The organism is Asaia astilbis JCM 15831, from assembly GCF_000613845.1.
Classification (GTDB): Bacteria; Pseudomonadota; Alphaproteobacteria; order Acetobacterales; family Acetobacteraceae; genus Asaia; species Asaia astilbis.
On record NZ_BAJT01000008.1, the window covers coordinates 113,422 to 128,526 of the forward strand.

Genomic DNA, 15,105 nt, shown 5'->3' on the forward strand with positions numbered 1-15,105 from the left:
GATGAAGATGCGCCGTTGAAAACCGAAATCTGGTTAAGGATCTTCAACCAAATTTTGAAGATTGAGTAAGTATCCCGTCCTGTCTTGGTTTTATCGATCCGCCGAGAATACTGCACAAAAATTTGTGCGTCTTGCCGCGATATTTAAATGGAAAAATCCAGAAAAACGAAGGAGCTATCCCCGGAATTCAGGGGCCAGCGCTTCATTCCGGGCGTGGGTCTCCATTGAGTACTCAAGATCTCTTCAACGAAACATGCCCTGAACGAGGGTGGGCTTCTTGCGGGTGGCTGGCGCAGGAAAATACAAAATCATGTGCAATCACAATCATTTGATAAGCGTTAGCTCTCCGTGAAATCGGAGCAGGTCGGCTGCGCGGTGTGACGGGAGGAGGCGGCATTGGGTGGTGCGACCGATTGGTCTGTTTTCAAGGGGGAGCGCGACTTCTGAGTAAGGGGCTCGGCAACAGGAGAAGCGAGCGCGCGGAATCTATTTGTTACGACTACGCAATACCTTCGCTGCTGCACGAAAATGAAGAAATGAATGGGAGACTTTCGTGAAGAGCGTGAATGAGCAGGTCATCAGGAAAATAAAGCTCAGATATCTGCACTTCATTGATGTGATTTGTGAGACACAATCGCTCGTTGCCGCTGCTGCCAAGCTGAACCTGACACCCGCCGCGCTCTCGAAGTCCTGTCTGGAGATCGAGAGGATCTTGGACGTGCAGCTTTTTGTTCGGTCTCATCAGGGGATGAAACCAACACAAATTTGCTCTCTCATCGTGGAGTCGAGCAGGGCCATCGGTCATGAACTGGATAAGCTCATCAAGACAGTAAACGAATACAAGCAGGCGGAACTCGGTACGCTCAATATCGGTATGCAGGCGATGGGTCTGGAGAGACGTGTCATGCAGGGCATTGCTGAAATCAGGCGAAAAGAGAAGGGGCGCAATATCAGGATAACGCATCGAGAGCGGAATGTTCTGATAGATATGCTCAACAGGCGTGAGCTCGATATTATCTTTATCGACTCATTTCAGATCGATCGTCACAGCCTGATCGAATTCGTGCCCATGTTGCGTGCGGGCTGCGTCGCAATCTCTCATGAAGGTGTCCGGTCTATGAGAGATATTGTCGATCAATGGGAGCTGTATCGGAAGGATCTCTGGATCCTGCCGCAAAAGGGCATTGCCATGCGGGATCGTTTCGATGCCGTGCTTTATGCGCGTGATCTGGAACAGCCGCTGGAAACCATCGAGTATAATTCCTATTCCGGCTTGCTCGAGCTTTTTCTGAATTGCAATGGATGGGGTATTATCCCGTCTTACGCACTGCCATTGGCGACTGAATATATCGACGTCGCAACTTCTTACGAAACGATGGAGGAGATGCAGCTCGAAAGCGGCCTGGCGTGGCTCGGAGGGTTGCCTCAGAAGAAATATGTCGAGGAAGCCATCAAGGTGTTTTCGTCTGACATGTCAGGATCGCCGCCTGTTTTCGACAAGAGCTTTGTCGCCCCGCGTTTCAGATGAGGGCGTGTTTCACGCGGTCTGATGTTCGAAGCGCGCCCCTTAAACATAACGAGGCGACTGAGCAGCGACGCCCGTCGGGTTTGAACCAACGGGCGCCGTTTTCGGGTTTTACTTCGACGTTTCGGTGTAGAACGCACCGACATCGCGCGTGAGTGCGGCGCGGCTGGCTGGGCGGGTGTAGAGCATGTGGCCGCCTTCATAGAGGTGGAGCGAAATGCGATCGGCACCGACTGGAATGTGGTCCTTGGTCCAGCGTGTGGTGCCGAACGGGCAGGCCATGTCGAAATAGCCATTGGCGATGAAGATATGCAGGCTGGGGTCGAGCGCCAGCATCTTGCGCAGAATGCCGACCTGATCGGTCAGCTGCGAGCCAGAGCTGGTGAACTTCCAGGCGCCGTTCACTTCCATGCTCAGCAGGTCATAGGTGAGTTCGGTTTTATACCCGAGCTCATTGGCCAGATATCCGGCGTACGCATTGCCAAAGGCTTGTCCGAAGCCGGAAAGCGTCATTTCCGGGCTCTGGCCGTTCTCGATGCCATCGGCATAGGGGTCCGGGATTGACTGGGTGAAGTCGTAAATGCCGTAAAGACGACCCTCGCGGCTGCGCACGTCATGAGCAAACGGGTTGGGCTCTCCCATCTCCTTGGTGATGACCTCAACCGGCAGGCCGGTGCGAGCGGCGAGATCGGCGTAGAACTTCTTCGCGTCATCGCCCTTCGGCGGGGCGTTGGCAAGCGTGCTCAGATAAGGGCCGAGCGCATAGTGATAGGCTTCATCCACCGCCTGCGGCGTCAGCTTGCCGGTTTGCGACAGATGCGACGCGATGAAGGTCGGCAGCGCCATGGCCGAGGCCATCGGGTTGTTGGTGTTGTCCAGAAACTGCATCTGAATGGCTGGCGAGATCATCACGATGCCATTGACGATCAGGCTCTGCTGCTGCTGCAACGCATCGGCCACCTGTGCCGAACGAATGCCGCCATAGCTCTCACCCACCAGATAATGCGGCGAGGCCTGACGTCCGTTCTGCCCGACCCAAAGCTGAATGGCCTTGGCAAAGGCTTCACCGTCCTTCGTCACGCTATAGAAGGCATCTGCCGCCTTCTTCGGGTCGATCGGCTGCGAATAGCCCGTGCCCACGGCGTCGATGAACACCATATCGGTGGCAGGCAGCCAGCTATCCGGGTTATCCGCCAGATGGGCGCGCGCGCCATCTTCCGGATGATCGGCCGGGAATTGCAGTACGCGCGGGCCAGCCGCACCGAGATTCAGATAGGCCGTGCCCGCGCCGGGGCCGCCATTGAAGAAGAACGAGACCGGGCGCGTCTGAGCATTCGCCCCGTCCTTCGTATAGGCCACATAGAAGACCTTGGCGGAGGGCTTGCCCTCCTTGTCACGCAGCGTGACCGTGCCTGCATGGGCGGTATAGGCAATGCTCTGCCCGCCTGCGGTCAGATGATGCTTGGTGATGGAATCCGCAGGCAGCAGCGCCGCCAATCCCTCCTTCGGCGCCTCGCTCTTAGCAGGCTCAGCCGCGTGAGCGACGGGGAGAAGGGGCAGGGCGAAGCAGGCCGAAGCCAGCAACGCCGCAACAAGAGTCTTGCGCGACATGCAAAGTCCTTTCGAGTTTGGAACAGTATAACAGTCTCGAAAGGGGGTGCAATGCGGGAATCGATGCAATTGGAATGTGTATATGACGCGCCCAGCTATACCATTTTCAGGCGAGCTGCCGTCTCTTTATATTGAATGTGTGAGTATTTCAATAATTACTTATAATGCAGCGGTTTATCGGGTAAAAGAGGTTTCCGAGCGTCGTTTCGTGATGGCCTGATACTGCAGGGCAATAGAATTTGGAGTCTGGATTTGAGCGATAATTTTTTGATCGGGGATCTTGTCAGACCAAAGAGGTCAGTGGCCGAACAGGCAACAGCGGACGAGCAGAGATGGATTTTGGGGCCTGACTTTATGCGTGGCCGACCGGCATTGATCCTGGATTTCGGCGAGCTGGATCCGGGCACCAGGGAGGAGGACAGATTGCTTATAGACGGAAAAACGGGAAGTGGTTTGAACATGGGTGGTCAGTCAATTTTGATCAATTTGAGCTCGTTGCCAGGCCAAAAGAGAGTGCGGTGCTCAATCGATTTGAGGCATGGAAAAAGATAGATCGGCGACGGAGCATTCAACTAAAAAGAACGAAGAAGTGTTTCATTAGCATTCAGTCGGCGTCTGATACATCGACTAGTGATCCTGATACGCCCGTAATGTATGTCGATCTTCCACTGTCAGTATCGGGTTTGGGTGCCTATATTCGCGAAGCTCTCTCGAAAACCAGCGATTACAGCAGTCGACGCATCAATGGGTCTTTTCCTGATGGATACCTTGACGAGATTAGGAGGCGATCTGCTGAAAACTCAATGGTCGTCTACGACGAATTATTCCGCAAGCATAAGCTCGAGCGAATGAAGCTGGCTTCGATCAGAAGTCAATTGCACATTGATCAACTCGCTGGTTGCTACAGAATTCATCCGTGTGTTTCATATCGAGGTTCTGACGCGCACGTCTTACTATCCGATGGCGATGAACAACTGGGAAAAGTTGTTTCAGACCTTTTCGACAGGCCGTATATGGCCGAGAAGAAATACTGCGAGACGTATTCCTATCTCTCGAAAATTATGCCTTATCTAGAACAGGCGATTATTGAGGCAGAGTTTTAGCACCCGTTACGTCTCGATCTTCTGCGGCTACTAGCCATTTCTTGTAACGTGTGAAGAGGGGCCCAATCAGATGGCCGAGACAATACGTTCGTCTTAGGCAGGCAGCCGCCTTCACGTTGCGTTCGTGCGGAGTGAGTTACCGAGATCGTCTGGACTAGGACTTTTGCTGGAAGCATCAGAGGCGTGACTTCGGTCAGGGACCGGGCAACGTGGTATGCAGGGTGGTGACCCGAGAAACTTTTCACCAAATAACCACTGATATTGTTTGCCGTAGATTTCGTGGCAGTCTCTTGCTTTCCGGGCACACCGACCCGGTCAGCAACGCTCATGCCCGACGTCCATTGTTAGACATCACATCTTACACCATGCTCAATCGTGATCATAAAACAAATGCATACGGTCAACCTGTGATTTCACATGTGTTCAGATGGTTTGGGAACATAATTAGGCTTTTCGTGGTTAGTATTGGCCAAGTAGGTTGCTGTTGCTTCATGCAATTAACGCAGGAGGAAAAGGATGTTGACTTTGTGAAGTATGAAAAGAATACCGGCGCCGGTTGAGTTGATCGCTGCTTCCACATGGGATCCGATCGGCGCTATACTGAAACTTTTTACGATTGATGGCGTCGCTGTAGGTGCCCGAGAAGCATTGAAACGCCGATGTGAGACGGAGGATTGCCGGTCTCTCATTCTGTTCGATTATCTGACGCGTGAGGTTGGTCTTTATGGGGTAGGCACTGCCAATGGGCTCAACAGCTTGTATATGGGAAATCTGTCGATTGTCGCTGGAAGGAGGCTGGATGCTCATCTGCTCAATCACCCAAACGTTTATCTCGGCTTATGCGCTTATGGCGTCAAATTATTCTCGCAGCTGCATTTAGCGCAGACGCATTATCACGCTGGGACTGTTTGTTGAGATGTTTCTAGAGGCGGCAGATATGGATACCAGATCTGGGGGGGGGCGTGCACCCGACCGCTTTCAGAAGCGCTACGCGATACGCCGTCCGGGCGATTGATCCGTGAAAATGCGTATCAGGGCTGTCAGTGTGGCTCCGAAAATTATAGACGCCCAATAATTGTTTGCGAGGCAATCAGGGGAAAGCCGCTCCACTAACTGAAAACCCATGGCGTTCGGTGGGCTTTTTCATCAAGGGAATCAGATCGGTCGTTATTTAAGGCATCACCTGAGATGCGGGTGATGTCGCCTCGAAGTAATCCTCAGCATAAACAAAGCGACGGGCAAAAACGCGATGAAAGGGGCTTCTGCCCCTCTCCGGGGGCGGGGCAGAGCCCCGCTTTCTCTTACTTCCCCTTCAAATTCGGTGCCAGCATGGTGCGCGGGTCGACCAGGCGGTCGAAATCGGCTTCGCTGACTGCATTCAGGGCCAGGGCGGCCTCTTTCAGCGTGCAGTCATGGTCCATGGCGTGATGCGCGACTTTTGAGGCCGTGTCGTAGCCGATGGTGGGGGCGAGGGCCGTCACCAGCATGACGGATTCTGCCACATAGCGCTCGATGCGGGCGAGGTTCGGCGTGGTGCCTTCAATCAGGAAGGTGCGGAAGTTCTCGCTGCCGTCATGCAGCAGGGTGATGCTCTGCATGATGTTCTGAATGATGAGCGGCTTGTAGACGTTCATTTCCAGCAGGCCCCCGGCGCCGCCGAAACCAACCGCTACGTCATTGGCCATGACTTGTACGGCCAGCATGGCCAGAGCTTCGGCTTGGGTCGGGTTGACTTTGCCGGGCATGATGGACGAGCCGGGCTCGTTCTCGGGCAGATGCAGCTCGGCAAAGCCAGCGCGCGGGCCGCAGGAGAGCAGGCGAATATCATTGGCGATCTTGTAGAGCGCGCCTGCCGTGGTACGGAGTGCACCCGAGAAATGCACGAGCGCATCATGAGCGCCTTGCAGGGCGAATTTGTTCTCACCGCTGATAAAGGCCGCGTCACTCAGGCGGGCGATCTCGGCGCAGGCGCGATCAGCAAAGGGGGCATCGGTGTTGATGCCGGTGCCGAGCGCGGTGCCACCGAGGGCGAGGGGGTAGAGACCCTTTTCGGCTTCCTGCAGACGGGCGATATTCTCGCGCAGCATTCCGGCATAGCCGTGCCATGTCTGGCCGAGCGTGACCGGCACCGCATCCTGCATATGGGTGCGACCGATCTTGACGATGTCTTTCCATTCCTCGGCCTTGGCCTCGATGGATTCCGCCAGACGGGTGAGGGCAGGGATCAGCCGGCGACGACTGCCCAGCACGACGGCCACATGCATGGCGGTGGGGAAATTGTCGTTGGAAGATTGCGACATGTTGACGTGGTCATTGGGGTGAACCGGGCGCTTGCTGCCCAGAGCCTCGCCGGAAATCTGGCAGGCGCGGTTCGAGATGACCTCGTTGATGTTCATGTTGAACTGGGTGCCCGAGCCGGTCATCCAGACATGCAGCGGGAACATGTCGGCATGCTGACCGGCCAGAATTTCATCGCAGACCGAGGTGATGAGGCTGTGCTGGGTCTCGCCGAGACGGCCGCTCTGATGGTTGGCGCTCGCACAGGCGCGCTTGACGATGGCATAGGCCTCGATCATCTCGCGCGGCATCAGCTCGCGGCCGATGCTGAAATAATGGAGCGAGCGCTGCGTCTGCGCGCCCCAAAGCTTGTCAGCCTGAATCTCAATCTCGCCGAGGCCGTCGCTCTCGATCCGTGTGTCTGTCATGTCAGATCTTCTCATAAGCACAATAGTCGGGCGTCCTGATGAGAGACTGACTGTATTCATGCAGTCTCTCATCGCTCAGATCAGGACATACGCCATCTTCGCGCCTCTGTCTGGCCGAAGCGTCGCACATTGCCTGCACTGGCTTTCGCTTTTGCGTGACCGGGTGGTCGAGAGTCAGTGCGAAGCCGAGGGCGCACCCGGCAGGCCGGACCAGAGAGGGGCCGACATGCCGGGGGGGCTGTGTGGCGCTATAGACTCCGCGCGCCACGGCGCGGGCGAGCACATCGGCGGCGATGCTGCCCAGACGGGCGACCAGCAAGGCGCGTCCCTCTGCGGGCACAGTCTTGCGTCCGGTGGCGAGTGAGAAAATCGTGTCGCCGTCAAAGGGGGAGTGAACGGGGTGAATGGCGCGCGCCAGCCCGTCCTGCGCCATCATCGCGATGCGTTTGAGTTCGTCCTGAGTCAGGGCAGCGTCGGTCGCAATACAGGCGAGTGTCGTATTCGCACGGGGCTTCGGGTCGAGCTTGGTACCGCTCCAGTCTTCCGGGGCGATCCGCGACGATGACACGCCGAGTCCGCCAAATTCGCTGCCCTGCTCGTAGGGGGCTGCCCAGAAACGCTTTTCATTGGGCAGTGTCACCGAGCCGAGGCTGTTGGTCGCAACAATGGCCCCCACGGTTAGCCCATCGCCGGTCGTCCAGGACGCCGTGCCGATCCCGCCTTTGAGACGCCCCGCCATCGCGCCGTAGCCCGCGCCGATCGTGCCGAGAGTAACACTCCGGCCCGCCTGACGGACGGCCTCCATGCCGAGAGCGCGGTAGGGTGGCTTTTCACCCCAGGCTTTGTCACCGCCATTATCGAGATCGTAAAGAATGGCCGCCGGAACGATCGGCGAGGGGGGCACGCCCGCAACCTGACGCATGGCGAATCCCCGTCCCCGCGCGCCCAGCCATGCGGCAACGCCATCTGCTGCGGCGAGGCCGTAAACCGAGCCGCCCGAGAGCGTCAGGGCGTCGATTCGATGGACCAGATTCCAGCCATTGAGGCGTCGGTCTCACGGGTGCCCGGCCCGCCGCCCCGCACATCGACGGCGCAGGGTGCGGGTGTGTCAGGCAGGATTACCGTCACGCCCGTGCGTGTCTTAGGATCCTGCGCCTGTCCGACCGTCAGACCCTCGACATCGGTCAGGCTGTTCGTTCGGCCGACATGACCTTTGGAGGCAGCGCGCGCGGATGAGACGCTCTGCGTCAGACCGATCCCCGTTGCGAGGCTGGAGAGCAGAAAAATACGACGTCTCATGGCGCGGCCTGTCAGCTAAAGGAGAGAAGCCGAGATGTAACGCTCGCAGAGCGGAAGGAAAATCCCCGTTCTGGTGTCGGGAAGTCGACAGCAGACGCGCGCGCCGAACCTGATGAAACAGAAAAGGCGCCACGCACCGGATTTCTCCGGATGCGGGCGCCTTTTTGTTCTGATCGCAACGCCTCGGGAAGAGGCGGGGTCTTCAGGCTTAGATGTAGTGCTCACCCAGCGGCGCGAAGCCGTTGAATCCGGTCGAGCAATAGGTGGTCACATAAGCGCCCGTGGTCAGCAATTCGATACGGTCGCCAGAGGTGAGGGCGTGCGGCAGCTGCACGCGGTTCTTCTCGTACATGATGTCCACGCCATCGCAGCTCGGTCCAGCTACAACCGTGTCGCCTGTCGGCAGGCCATCATGCGGGGTGCGAAAGCGATAGCGGATGGCTTCGCCTTCGGTCTCGGCAAGGCCGCCGTAACGACCGATATCGAGATAAACCCAGCGCGGATCGCTCTCCTTGCCACCACGACGGCTTATCAGGACGACTTCGGTCGAGACGACACCGGCTTCTGCAACCATGAAGCGGCCCGGCTCGATCAGCATCTGCGGCAGCGCATTGCCGAAATGCTCGGTCATGGCGCGACCGATGGCGAGACCGAACTGATCGATCTCAGGAATGTCGTCGCGATAGCGCACCGGGAAGCCTCCGCCGAGATTGAGCATCTTGAGCTCGATCCCTGCTTCGGAGAGGTCGGTGAACAGCATGGCGACCTTGGCGATGGCGGCTTCGTGCGCTGCGGTGCTGGTCTGCTGGCTGCCGACATGGAAGGACAGACCATAAGGGTCGAGACCCAGCTCGGCTGCCTGAAGCATCAGGTCTTTCGCATGAGCGACCGTCGTGCCGAATTTGCGCGAAAGCGGCCAGTCAGCGCCGTCATTCTCAACCGCAAGGCGGCAGAAGACGCGCGAGCCCGGTGCATTTTCGGCGAGCTTCTTCAGTTCTTCTTCGCTGTCGAACACGAAAAGGTCGACACCAAGGCCGAAAGCCTCACGGATGGACGACACCTTCTTGACGGTGTTGCCGAAGGAGATGCGGCTGGGCGATGCGCCAGCTGCCAGGCACTGGCGAACTTCACCGATCGAGCTGCGTCAAAAGACGAGCCAAGATTTACCAGGCGCTCCAGGATCGGAGCAGCCGGGTTGGCCTTTACGGCGTAATAGACATGCGCCAGTGGAAGGGCGTCACGCAGGGCGTGATAGCGCTCTTCGACGTGGTCGACGTCGACAATGAGGCAAGGAGTAGCCGGCTGTTGCTCGGCAAGATAACGGACGATTTTCGGAGTCATGAGTCACTCCTCCCGAAATCCGCCCGATACTGCACGGGCGGAATTGTTGCGAAACGGTCGAACGGACCGGCGATCAGGACGAGGCTGGGTGCTCGAAAGAGAGCAGGATCAGCCCGATTGCCAGAACGCTTGACGTCGTTGCGTAACCTACAGAGGGCCAGTGGCACGTGCGTTGCTGCGTGGGGGGCGTATGGGACCAAACCCCCCTTCGGTGCAACAAAAAAATGGGCCTCCTGTCGTTTTTTCTCGACCGTCAAGCCGTGTCAGACCCCCGTAACGCGAAGTTGCGGTGCAACGTTTCTGACGCCGATGCGTCATGCTGGTGCCAGGATCTCTCGTGACTATAAGGAGAGAACGAAAAGCGCTCCTGAAAACAGGCGCAAATGGACCGGTTTTGGCGGCAGGCGTCGAACCACCGAAGGAGAGGAAAGCCGCGTGACTGAAACGCCGACCCGACGAAGCCAGACAGAAGAGGCCGCCGAAGCATCGGGGAGCGCGGTCACCGCGTCGCAGACCTCAGGCGATCACGCCGAGTCAGAGTCCTCTGAAGACGCGTTGGGCATGGAGGCTCCCGGCACGGGCGCTAAGAGCCCGATCCACATGCCTTTTGGGGGGTGGAAGCTCGTCCTGCGCCAGACATTCAGCAATCTGGGATCGAGCCAGACCAGCCTTTCGGCTGCTGGCTGCGCGTTCTACGCCACGCTTTCGCTCTTCCCGGCGATCACGTCGTTGATCTCTGTCTATGGTCTGATCTTCGATCTGCAGACAGTCGAGCCGCAGCTTGATGTTTTGCGCAGTCTGCTGCCGCCCACGGCGTTTGAGTTGATCGCCTCCCAGATCCACACGCTGATCGGTCAGCCTCATTCCTCTCTTACGGCCGGGCTGATTTTTTCAATCGCGGTGGCTCTCTGGTCGGCTTCAGCAAGCACGAAGTCGGTGCTGGCTGCCCTCAACCTTGCCTATGATGTGCTCGAAACGCGCGGGTTTTTCCGCTTTCAGTTGCTCGCGCTCGGGGTGACGTTTGGTGCCGTTGTCGGTGCGTGCCTGACGCTCGCGCTTATGGTCGCCTTCCCGGCGCTGATCGACTATCTGCCTGATCTGCTCAACCGTTTTGGATTGCGCAATCTTCCGCCAGAGATCCTCTACATCACCGATTACCTGATGAGCTACAGCACCCGGTATATCGTGCATTTCGGTGCTCCGGCTCTCATGCTGCTCTTCGTCTTTGTGGCTGTGACGCTATTGTTCCGTTACGGTCCCTCCCGTGAGAAAGCCGACTGGCGCTGGATCGTGCCGGGCTCACTGGTTGCAACCCTTCTTTGGGTGCTGACCTCACTCGCTTTCTCTTATTACGTCAGCCATTTTGCGAGCTATGGCTCGACCTACGGACCCTTGGGTGCTGTGGCAGCGATCATGATGTGGTTCTTCGTGGGCACCTACGTTGTTCTGTTCGGCGCAGAGCTGAATGCAGGGCTTGAGGATCGCATGAAGGGGTTCAACCCGAAGCTGCCCGGTGCAACGCGCTTTCAGGAAGTGCCTGAGCCTACAGGCACTGTAGCGACCGAAAGCTGAAAGCGATCAGCAAGCGAGCATGAAAAAGGCGCGATGCTAATGCACCGCGCCTTTTCTTTTTTATTCTGACCTCTGCTCAAAAGAGACGGACGCCAGACCCTTATTTGTGATGACGGTGATGTCTCGCTGAAGAAGCTTTTGCGGCGTGAGGCTTGGTGGCGGGCGACACGGCGTCGAGCGCCTCTTCATTGGTGTCGTCGGCTTCAGCCTCGGCAACTTCGAGCGGCTCGTCCGCCTTGATCGTCGTGTCAGAAGGAATGGGCGCCAGTTTGACATGGGCTGTCCCGCTGCCAAGCATGCCCAGTTCTGCGGCCGCTGCATGGGAGAGATCGATGATACGGCTGTTAAAAGGGCCGCGATCGTTGACCGTCACAATCACCGAGCGCCCGGTATCTTCGTTCTGCACCAGAACTTTCGATCCCATGGGGAGCGTGGGATGGGCGGCTGTCAGCGCCTGACCGCTCAACCGTTCTCCGCTGCTGGTGCGGTGCCCGATGAGACCCCGACCGTACCAGCTGGCAACGCCATGCTGGGACCAGGCCAGAACATTATGACTGGCAAGGGCAATTCGGTGTGCGCGTTTGGCAAGAGCCATCCTGACTGAAGACGCCCAGGCGGCGTGTCCACTCGGGGCATCGGCCGACGGTGCCGTGCTGGCCGCATGAGCGCTGTGTCTAGGTGCGAGGACTGCACAAAGCAGGGTCAAACTCCCGATTCGGGCGCAGAGACGCAAGGTTGCGCGCTCTCTCGATCCGTTAGTGTGTTTTCTGCTCTTCAAGGTCATGATGACAGCACTTAGCCTTTGTGTCAGGGAACTCCAAACCAACGAATGCTTCGACAAGCCGAAGCGGCGAGCGTCGTTCCTAGCATAGTGAGAGCAGAACGCGAAATCGTGATGTGGAATCCATAAATTTTCGTGGATGTTGCCTTGCAAACCGCGTTCTTCTGTTCCTCATCCATCACACAAGCGTGGAAACGCGGCAGGATTGAGGCGTAATAGGCCTGTCACATGCAGGAAGGCTTTTACGCCTCAGACGAAAGTGCTACGGGCTGCTCTCATGATTCGCCCGATGATTGCCGTGCTTAACGGCCCTAACCTCAACATGCTCGGAATGCGCCAGCCGGAAATCTACGGCCATGCGACCTTGGACGACCTTGAACAGGTCTGTATCCAGGCCGCCGAGCAGCTCGACGTCGCCATCGATTTTCGTCAGACGAACATCGAAGGCGAACTCGTTTCCTGGATCCAGGAATGTCGGGGCAGGGCGCGCGGCATTGTCATCAACCCGGCGGCTTATGGCCATACTTCCATCGCTCTTCTGGACGCTCTGCTTGCGACAGGATTGCCGACGGTCGAGGTGCATATCTCAAACATTCATCGCCGCGATGCCTTTCGCCACCATACCTATACCTCGCAGGCCGCCATCGGCGTAATCTGCGGGTTTGGCGTGCGTGGCTATGCTATGGCATTGCGTGCACTCTATGACATGATCGAAGACGAGGACGAACGATGAGCCGTATGCTCGTGGACGCAGATGCCATCCGGGCATTGGCTGATATCCTGACTGAAACCGGACTGACCGAGATTGAGGTTGCCGAAAAGGACAACCGTATCCGTGTCGTTCGCAGTGCGGGCGGACAGGTGGTTCAGGCCGTAGCGCCGGCTCCGGCTGCTGCTCCGGTGGTTGCAGCGGCTGCTGCGCCCGTCGATGCTGCCAACCACCCCGGAGCGGTCAATAGCCCGATGGTCGGTATTGCGTATCTGACACCCGACCCGTCAGCGCCGCAATTTGCGCAGGAAGGTCAGGCCGTGACGGCCGGTCAGACACTGCTTCTGATCGAAGCCATGAAGACCTTCAACCAGATCAAGGCGCCTCGCAGCGGTACGCTGAAGCGTTTCCTCGTCGCAAGCGGCGATCCGGTGGAATTCGGCGAAGCACTCGCCATCATCGAATAAGCATTATTGACTGAGTCTGGGGCCAGATGTTTTCCAAGATCCTGATCGCCAATCGCGGCGAAATCGCGCTTCGTATCCTGCGCGCCTGCCGTGAACTGGGCATTGCAACCGTTGCCGTGCATTCCACGGCTGACGCCGATGCCATGCATGTCCGACTGGCGGATGAGGCGGTCTGCATCGGCCCGCCGTCATCGCGTGAGTCCTACCTTAACGTTGCGGCCATTCTTTCGGCGGCGACCATTACCGGTGCAGAAGCGATTCACCCCGGCTATGGCTTCTTGTCGGAAAATGCCGATTTCGCGGAGACCGTCGAAGAGCACGGTTTCGTGTTTATCGGCCCGACCGCTCATCATATCCGTACGATGGGCGACAAGATCATGGCCAAGACGACCATGCGCGAGCTTGGCGTGCCACTGGTTCCGGGCTCCGACGGTGCCCTGCGTGACCTTGACGCCGCCCGTGAAGTGGCAGCTCAGGTGGGCTATCCCGTCCTGATCAAGGCTGCTGCCGGCGGTGGCGGCCGCGGCATGAAGGTTGCCCAGAGCGCTGACGAGATCGAAGAAGCTTGGTCTGTTGCCCGAACCGAGGCACGCGCTGCCTTTGGGAATGACGAGGTCTATCTCGAGAAATATCTCGATAAGCCGCGTCATATCGAACTGCAGATCATGGCCGACACACACGGCAACGTCGTGCATTTCGGTGAGCGTGATTGCTCGCTCCAGCGTCGTCACCAGAAGCTGCTCGAAGAGGCTGGCTCGCCTGTGCTGAGCGCTGAAGAGCGTGACGCTATCGGTGCGACAGCCACGGCAGCTCTGAAGAAAATGGGCTATCGCAATGCCGGAACGCTGGAATTCCTTTATCAGGACGGTCAGTTCTGCTTCATCGAGATGAATACCCGTCTGCAGGTGGAACATCCGGTGACCGAAATGGTCTGCGATGTCGACCTCGTGCGTGAGCAGATCCGTGTCGCAGCCGGTCAGGCGCTCGGATACGAGCAGTCGGATATCAAGTTCAGCGGTCACGCGATCGAGTGCCGTATCAATGCTGAAGACCCGGAAACCTTCATGCCCAATCCGGGTACAATCAAGGTTTTCCATGCGCCGGGTGGTCTGGGTGTGCGTATCGACAGCGCCATCTACGCGGGCTACCGCGTTCCCCCCTATTATGACAGCATGATCGCCAAGCTGATCGTTCATGCGCCGACGCGCGCGGAAGCGATTGCGCGTATGCAGCGCGCCCTTGACGAATGTGTTGTGGATGGCGTGAAGACGGTCATTCCGCTCCATCGCAAAATTCTTGCCGATCCGCAGTTCCAGAAGGGTGATTACACGATCCACTGGCTGGAAAAATTCGTGGACTCGCTCAAGAAGTAATCTCGTTCCACCCCCAACACTGCGGGAAGAGCCCTGATGTCGGACAGTCTGGAAACCATCGTTCTGACCTGCCGCTCAGGGACTGTTCCCCGGGTGGTTGCGGCGCTCAAAGGTCTCTTTGGGAGGCGTGACGACGTTTTGGGGTGTTGGACGACTGACATCGGCAGCCTCAACGAAATCGTGCTGCTCGCACGGGACAGTCTCTTTGAGGTTTTGACGTCTGCAGTCCTGCCCGAGCTGGAGCGCATCGACCGGACACTCTGGACTCTTCATGGAGACCTCGTGCCGCAACTTGAAGGCGCTTGCACGGTCTGGGAATGGCGTGTCTACGAGATCCTTCCTGGTCGTGAGGAGGAGGCGGTGCAGATCATGCAGTCGGCCTTGTCGAAGCGGATCACGATCTCCCCCCTCTACGCCCTGATGACGTCGCAGACCGGTCGGTCTCGGCTATGCCATATCTGGCCTTATGCCGATGCGACAGACCGCACCGAGCGTCGTAAAGACGCTCTGGCAACGGGGTGCTGGCCGCCGGGCGACATTTACCAGACCATCGGTACGATGCGTAACGCGATCCTTTCGCCGGTGGTGCTGTCCTCCTAGAGAAGGAAAGAGACCCTTC

Annotated in this window: 11 protein-coding genes and 1 pseudogene; 6 read left to right on the forward strand and 6 right to left on the reverse strand. The window is 57.8% G+C overall.

The features are described 5' to 3' along the window. Positions 1 to 553 precede the first annotated feature (553 nt). Positions 554 to 1,528, forward strand: coding sequence for a LysR family transcriptional regulator (locus JCM15831_RS07585; RefSeq protein ID WP_025823831.1), 975 nt, complete (start codon positions 554 to 556; stop codon positions 1,526 to 1,528). A 108-nt stretch (positions 1,529 to 1,636) separates the two neighbouring features. Here JCM15831_RS07585 and JCM15831_RS07590 read toward each other — a convergent pair whose 3' ends face one another. From JCM15831_RS07590 to JCM15831_RS17440, 5 genes and pseudogenes are all read right to left on the reverse strand, one after another. Further along, positions 1,637 to 3,136 (reverse strand): S10 family peptidase, encoded by a 1,500-nt coding sequence (locus tag JCM15831_RS07590; RefSeq protein ID WP_025823832.1) that lies wholly within the window; start codon positions 3,134 to 3,136, stop codon positions 1,637 to 1,639. A 2,404-nt stretch (positions 3,137 to 5,540) separates the two neighbouring features. After that, positions 5,541 to 6,944 (reverse strand): class II fumarate hydratase, encoded by a 1,404-nt coding sequence (locus JCM15831_RS07610; protein ID WP_025823836.1) that lies wholly within the window; start codon positions 6,942 to 6,944, stop codon positions 5,541 to 5,543. Between the two features lies 1 nt (position 6,945). Beyond that, a complete protein-coding gene (locus JCM15831_RS17435; RefSeq protein WP_306301830.1) occupies positions 6,946 to 7,974 on the reverse strand; it encodes a P1 family peptidase in 1,029 nt (342 codons plus the stop codon). Further along, positions 7,950 to 8,243, reverse strand: a complete 294-nt coding sequence (locus JCM15831_RS23330; RefSeq protein WP_269530387.1) for a P1 family peptidase — start codon at positions 8,241 to 8,243, stop codon at positions 7,950 to 7,952. The genes JCM15831_RS17435 and JCM15831_RS23330 overlap by 25 nt, the downstream gene beginning before the upstream one ends. Before the next feature lie 208 nt (positions 8,244 to 8,451). Beyond that, a pseudogene (locus tag JCM15831_RS17440) lies at positions 8,452 to 9,584 on the reverse strand (type III PLP-dependent enzyme). Positions 9,585 to 10,145: 561 nt separating this feature from the next. Between JCM15831_RS17440 and JCM15831_RS17445 the strand changes: the two are divergent. Further along, the gene (locus JCM15831_RS17445) at positions 10,146 to 11,156 is read left to right on the forward strand and encodes a YihY/virulence factor BrkB family protein (RefSeq protein WP_084490612.1); all 1,011 of its coding nucleotides are present in this window, start codon (positions 10,146 to 10,148) and stop codon (positions 11,154 to 11,156) included. 100 nt (positions 11,157 to 11,256) lie between these two features. Here JCM15831_RS17445 and JCM15831_RS17450 read toward each other — a convergent pair whose 3' ends face one another. After that, positions 11,257 to 11,940: a septal ring lytic transglycosylase RlpA family protein gene (locus tag JCM15831_RS17450; protein ID WP_084490606.1), complete on the reverse strand. Its 684-nt coding sequence runs from the start codon at positions 11,938 to 11,940 to the stop codon at positions 11,257 to 11,259. A 274-nt stretch (positions 11,941 to 12,214) separates the two neighbouring features. Between JCM15831_RS17450 and aroQ the strand changes: the two genes are divergently transcribed. Genes aroQ through JCM15831_RS07650 form a run of 4 tightly spaced genes read left to right on the forward strand, consistent with a single transcriptional unit; the run spans position 12,215 to position 15,086 of the window. Further along, positions 12,215 to 12,670 (forward strand): type II 3-dehydroquinate dehydratase, encoded by a 456-nt coding sequence (gene aroQ, locus JCM15831_RS07635; protein WP_023979560.1) that lies wholly within the window; start codon positions 12,215 to 12,217, stop codon positions 12,668 to 12,670. Then, on the forward strand, positions 12,667 to 13,113 hold the full coding sequence (locus tag JCM15831_RS07640; protein WP_025823840.1) for an acetyl-CoA carboxylase biotin carboxyl carrier protein: 447 nt from the start codon (positions 12,667 to 12,669) through the stop codon (positions 13,111 to 13,113). The genes aroQ and JCM15831_RS07640 overlap by 4 nt, the downstream gene beginning before the upstream one ends. Before the next feature lie 26 nt (positions 13,114 to 13,139). Continuing rightward, positions 13,140 to 14,486: an acetyl-CoA carboxylase biotin carboxylase subunit gene (accC, locus tag JCM15831_RS07645; RefSeq protein WP_025823841.1), complete on the forward strand. Its 1,347-nt coding sequence runs from the start codon at positions 13,140 to 13,142 to the stop codon at positions 14,484 to 14,486. Between the two features lie 36 nt (positions 14,487 to 14,522). Next, the gene (locus tag JCM15831_RS07650; RefSeq protein ID WP_025823842.1) at positions 14,523 to 15,086 is read left to right on the forward strand and encodes an NIPSNAP family protein; all 564 of its coding nucleotides are present in this window, start codon (positions 14,523 to 14,525) and stop codon (positions 15,084 to 15,086) included. Positions 15,087 to 15,105: the final 19 nt, after the last annotated feature.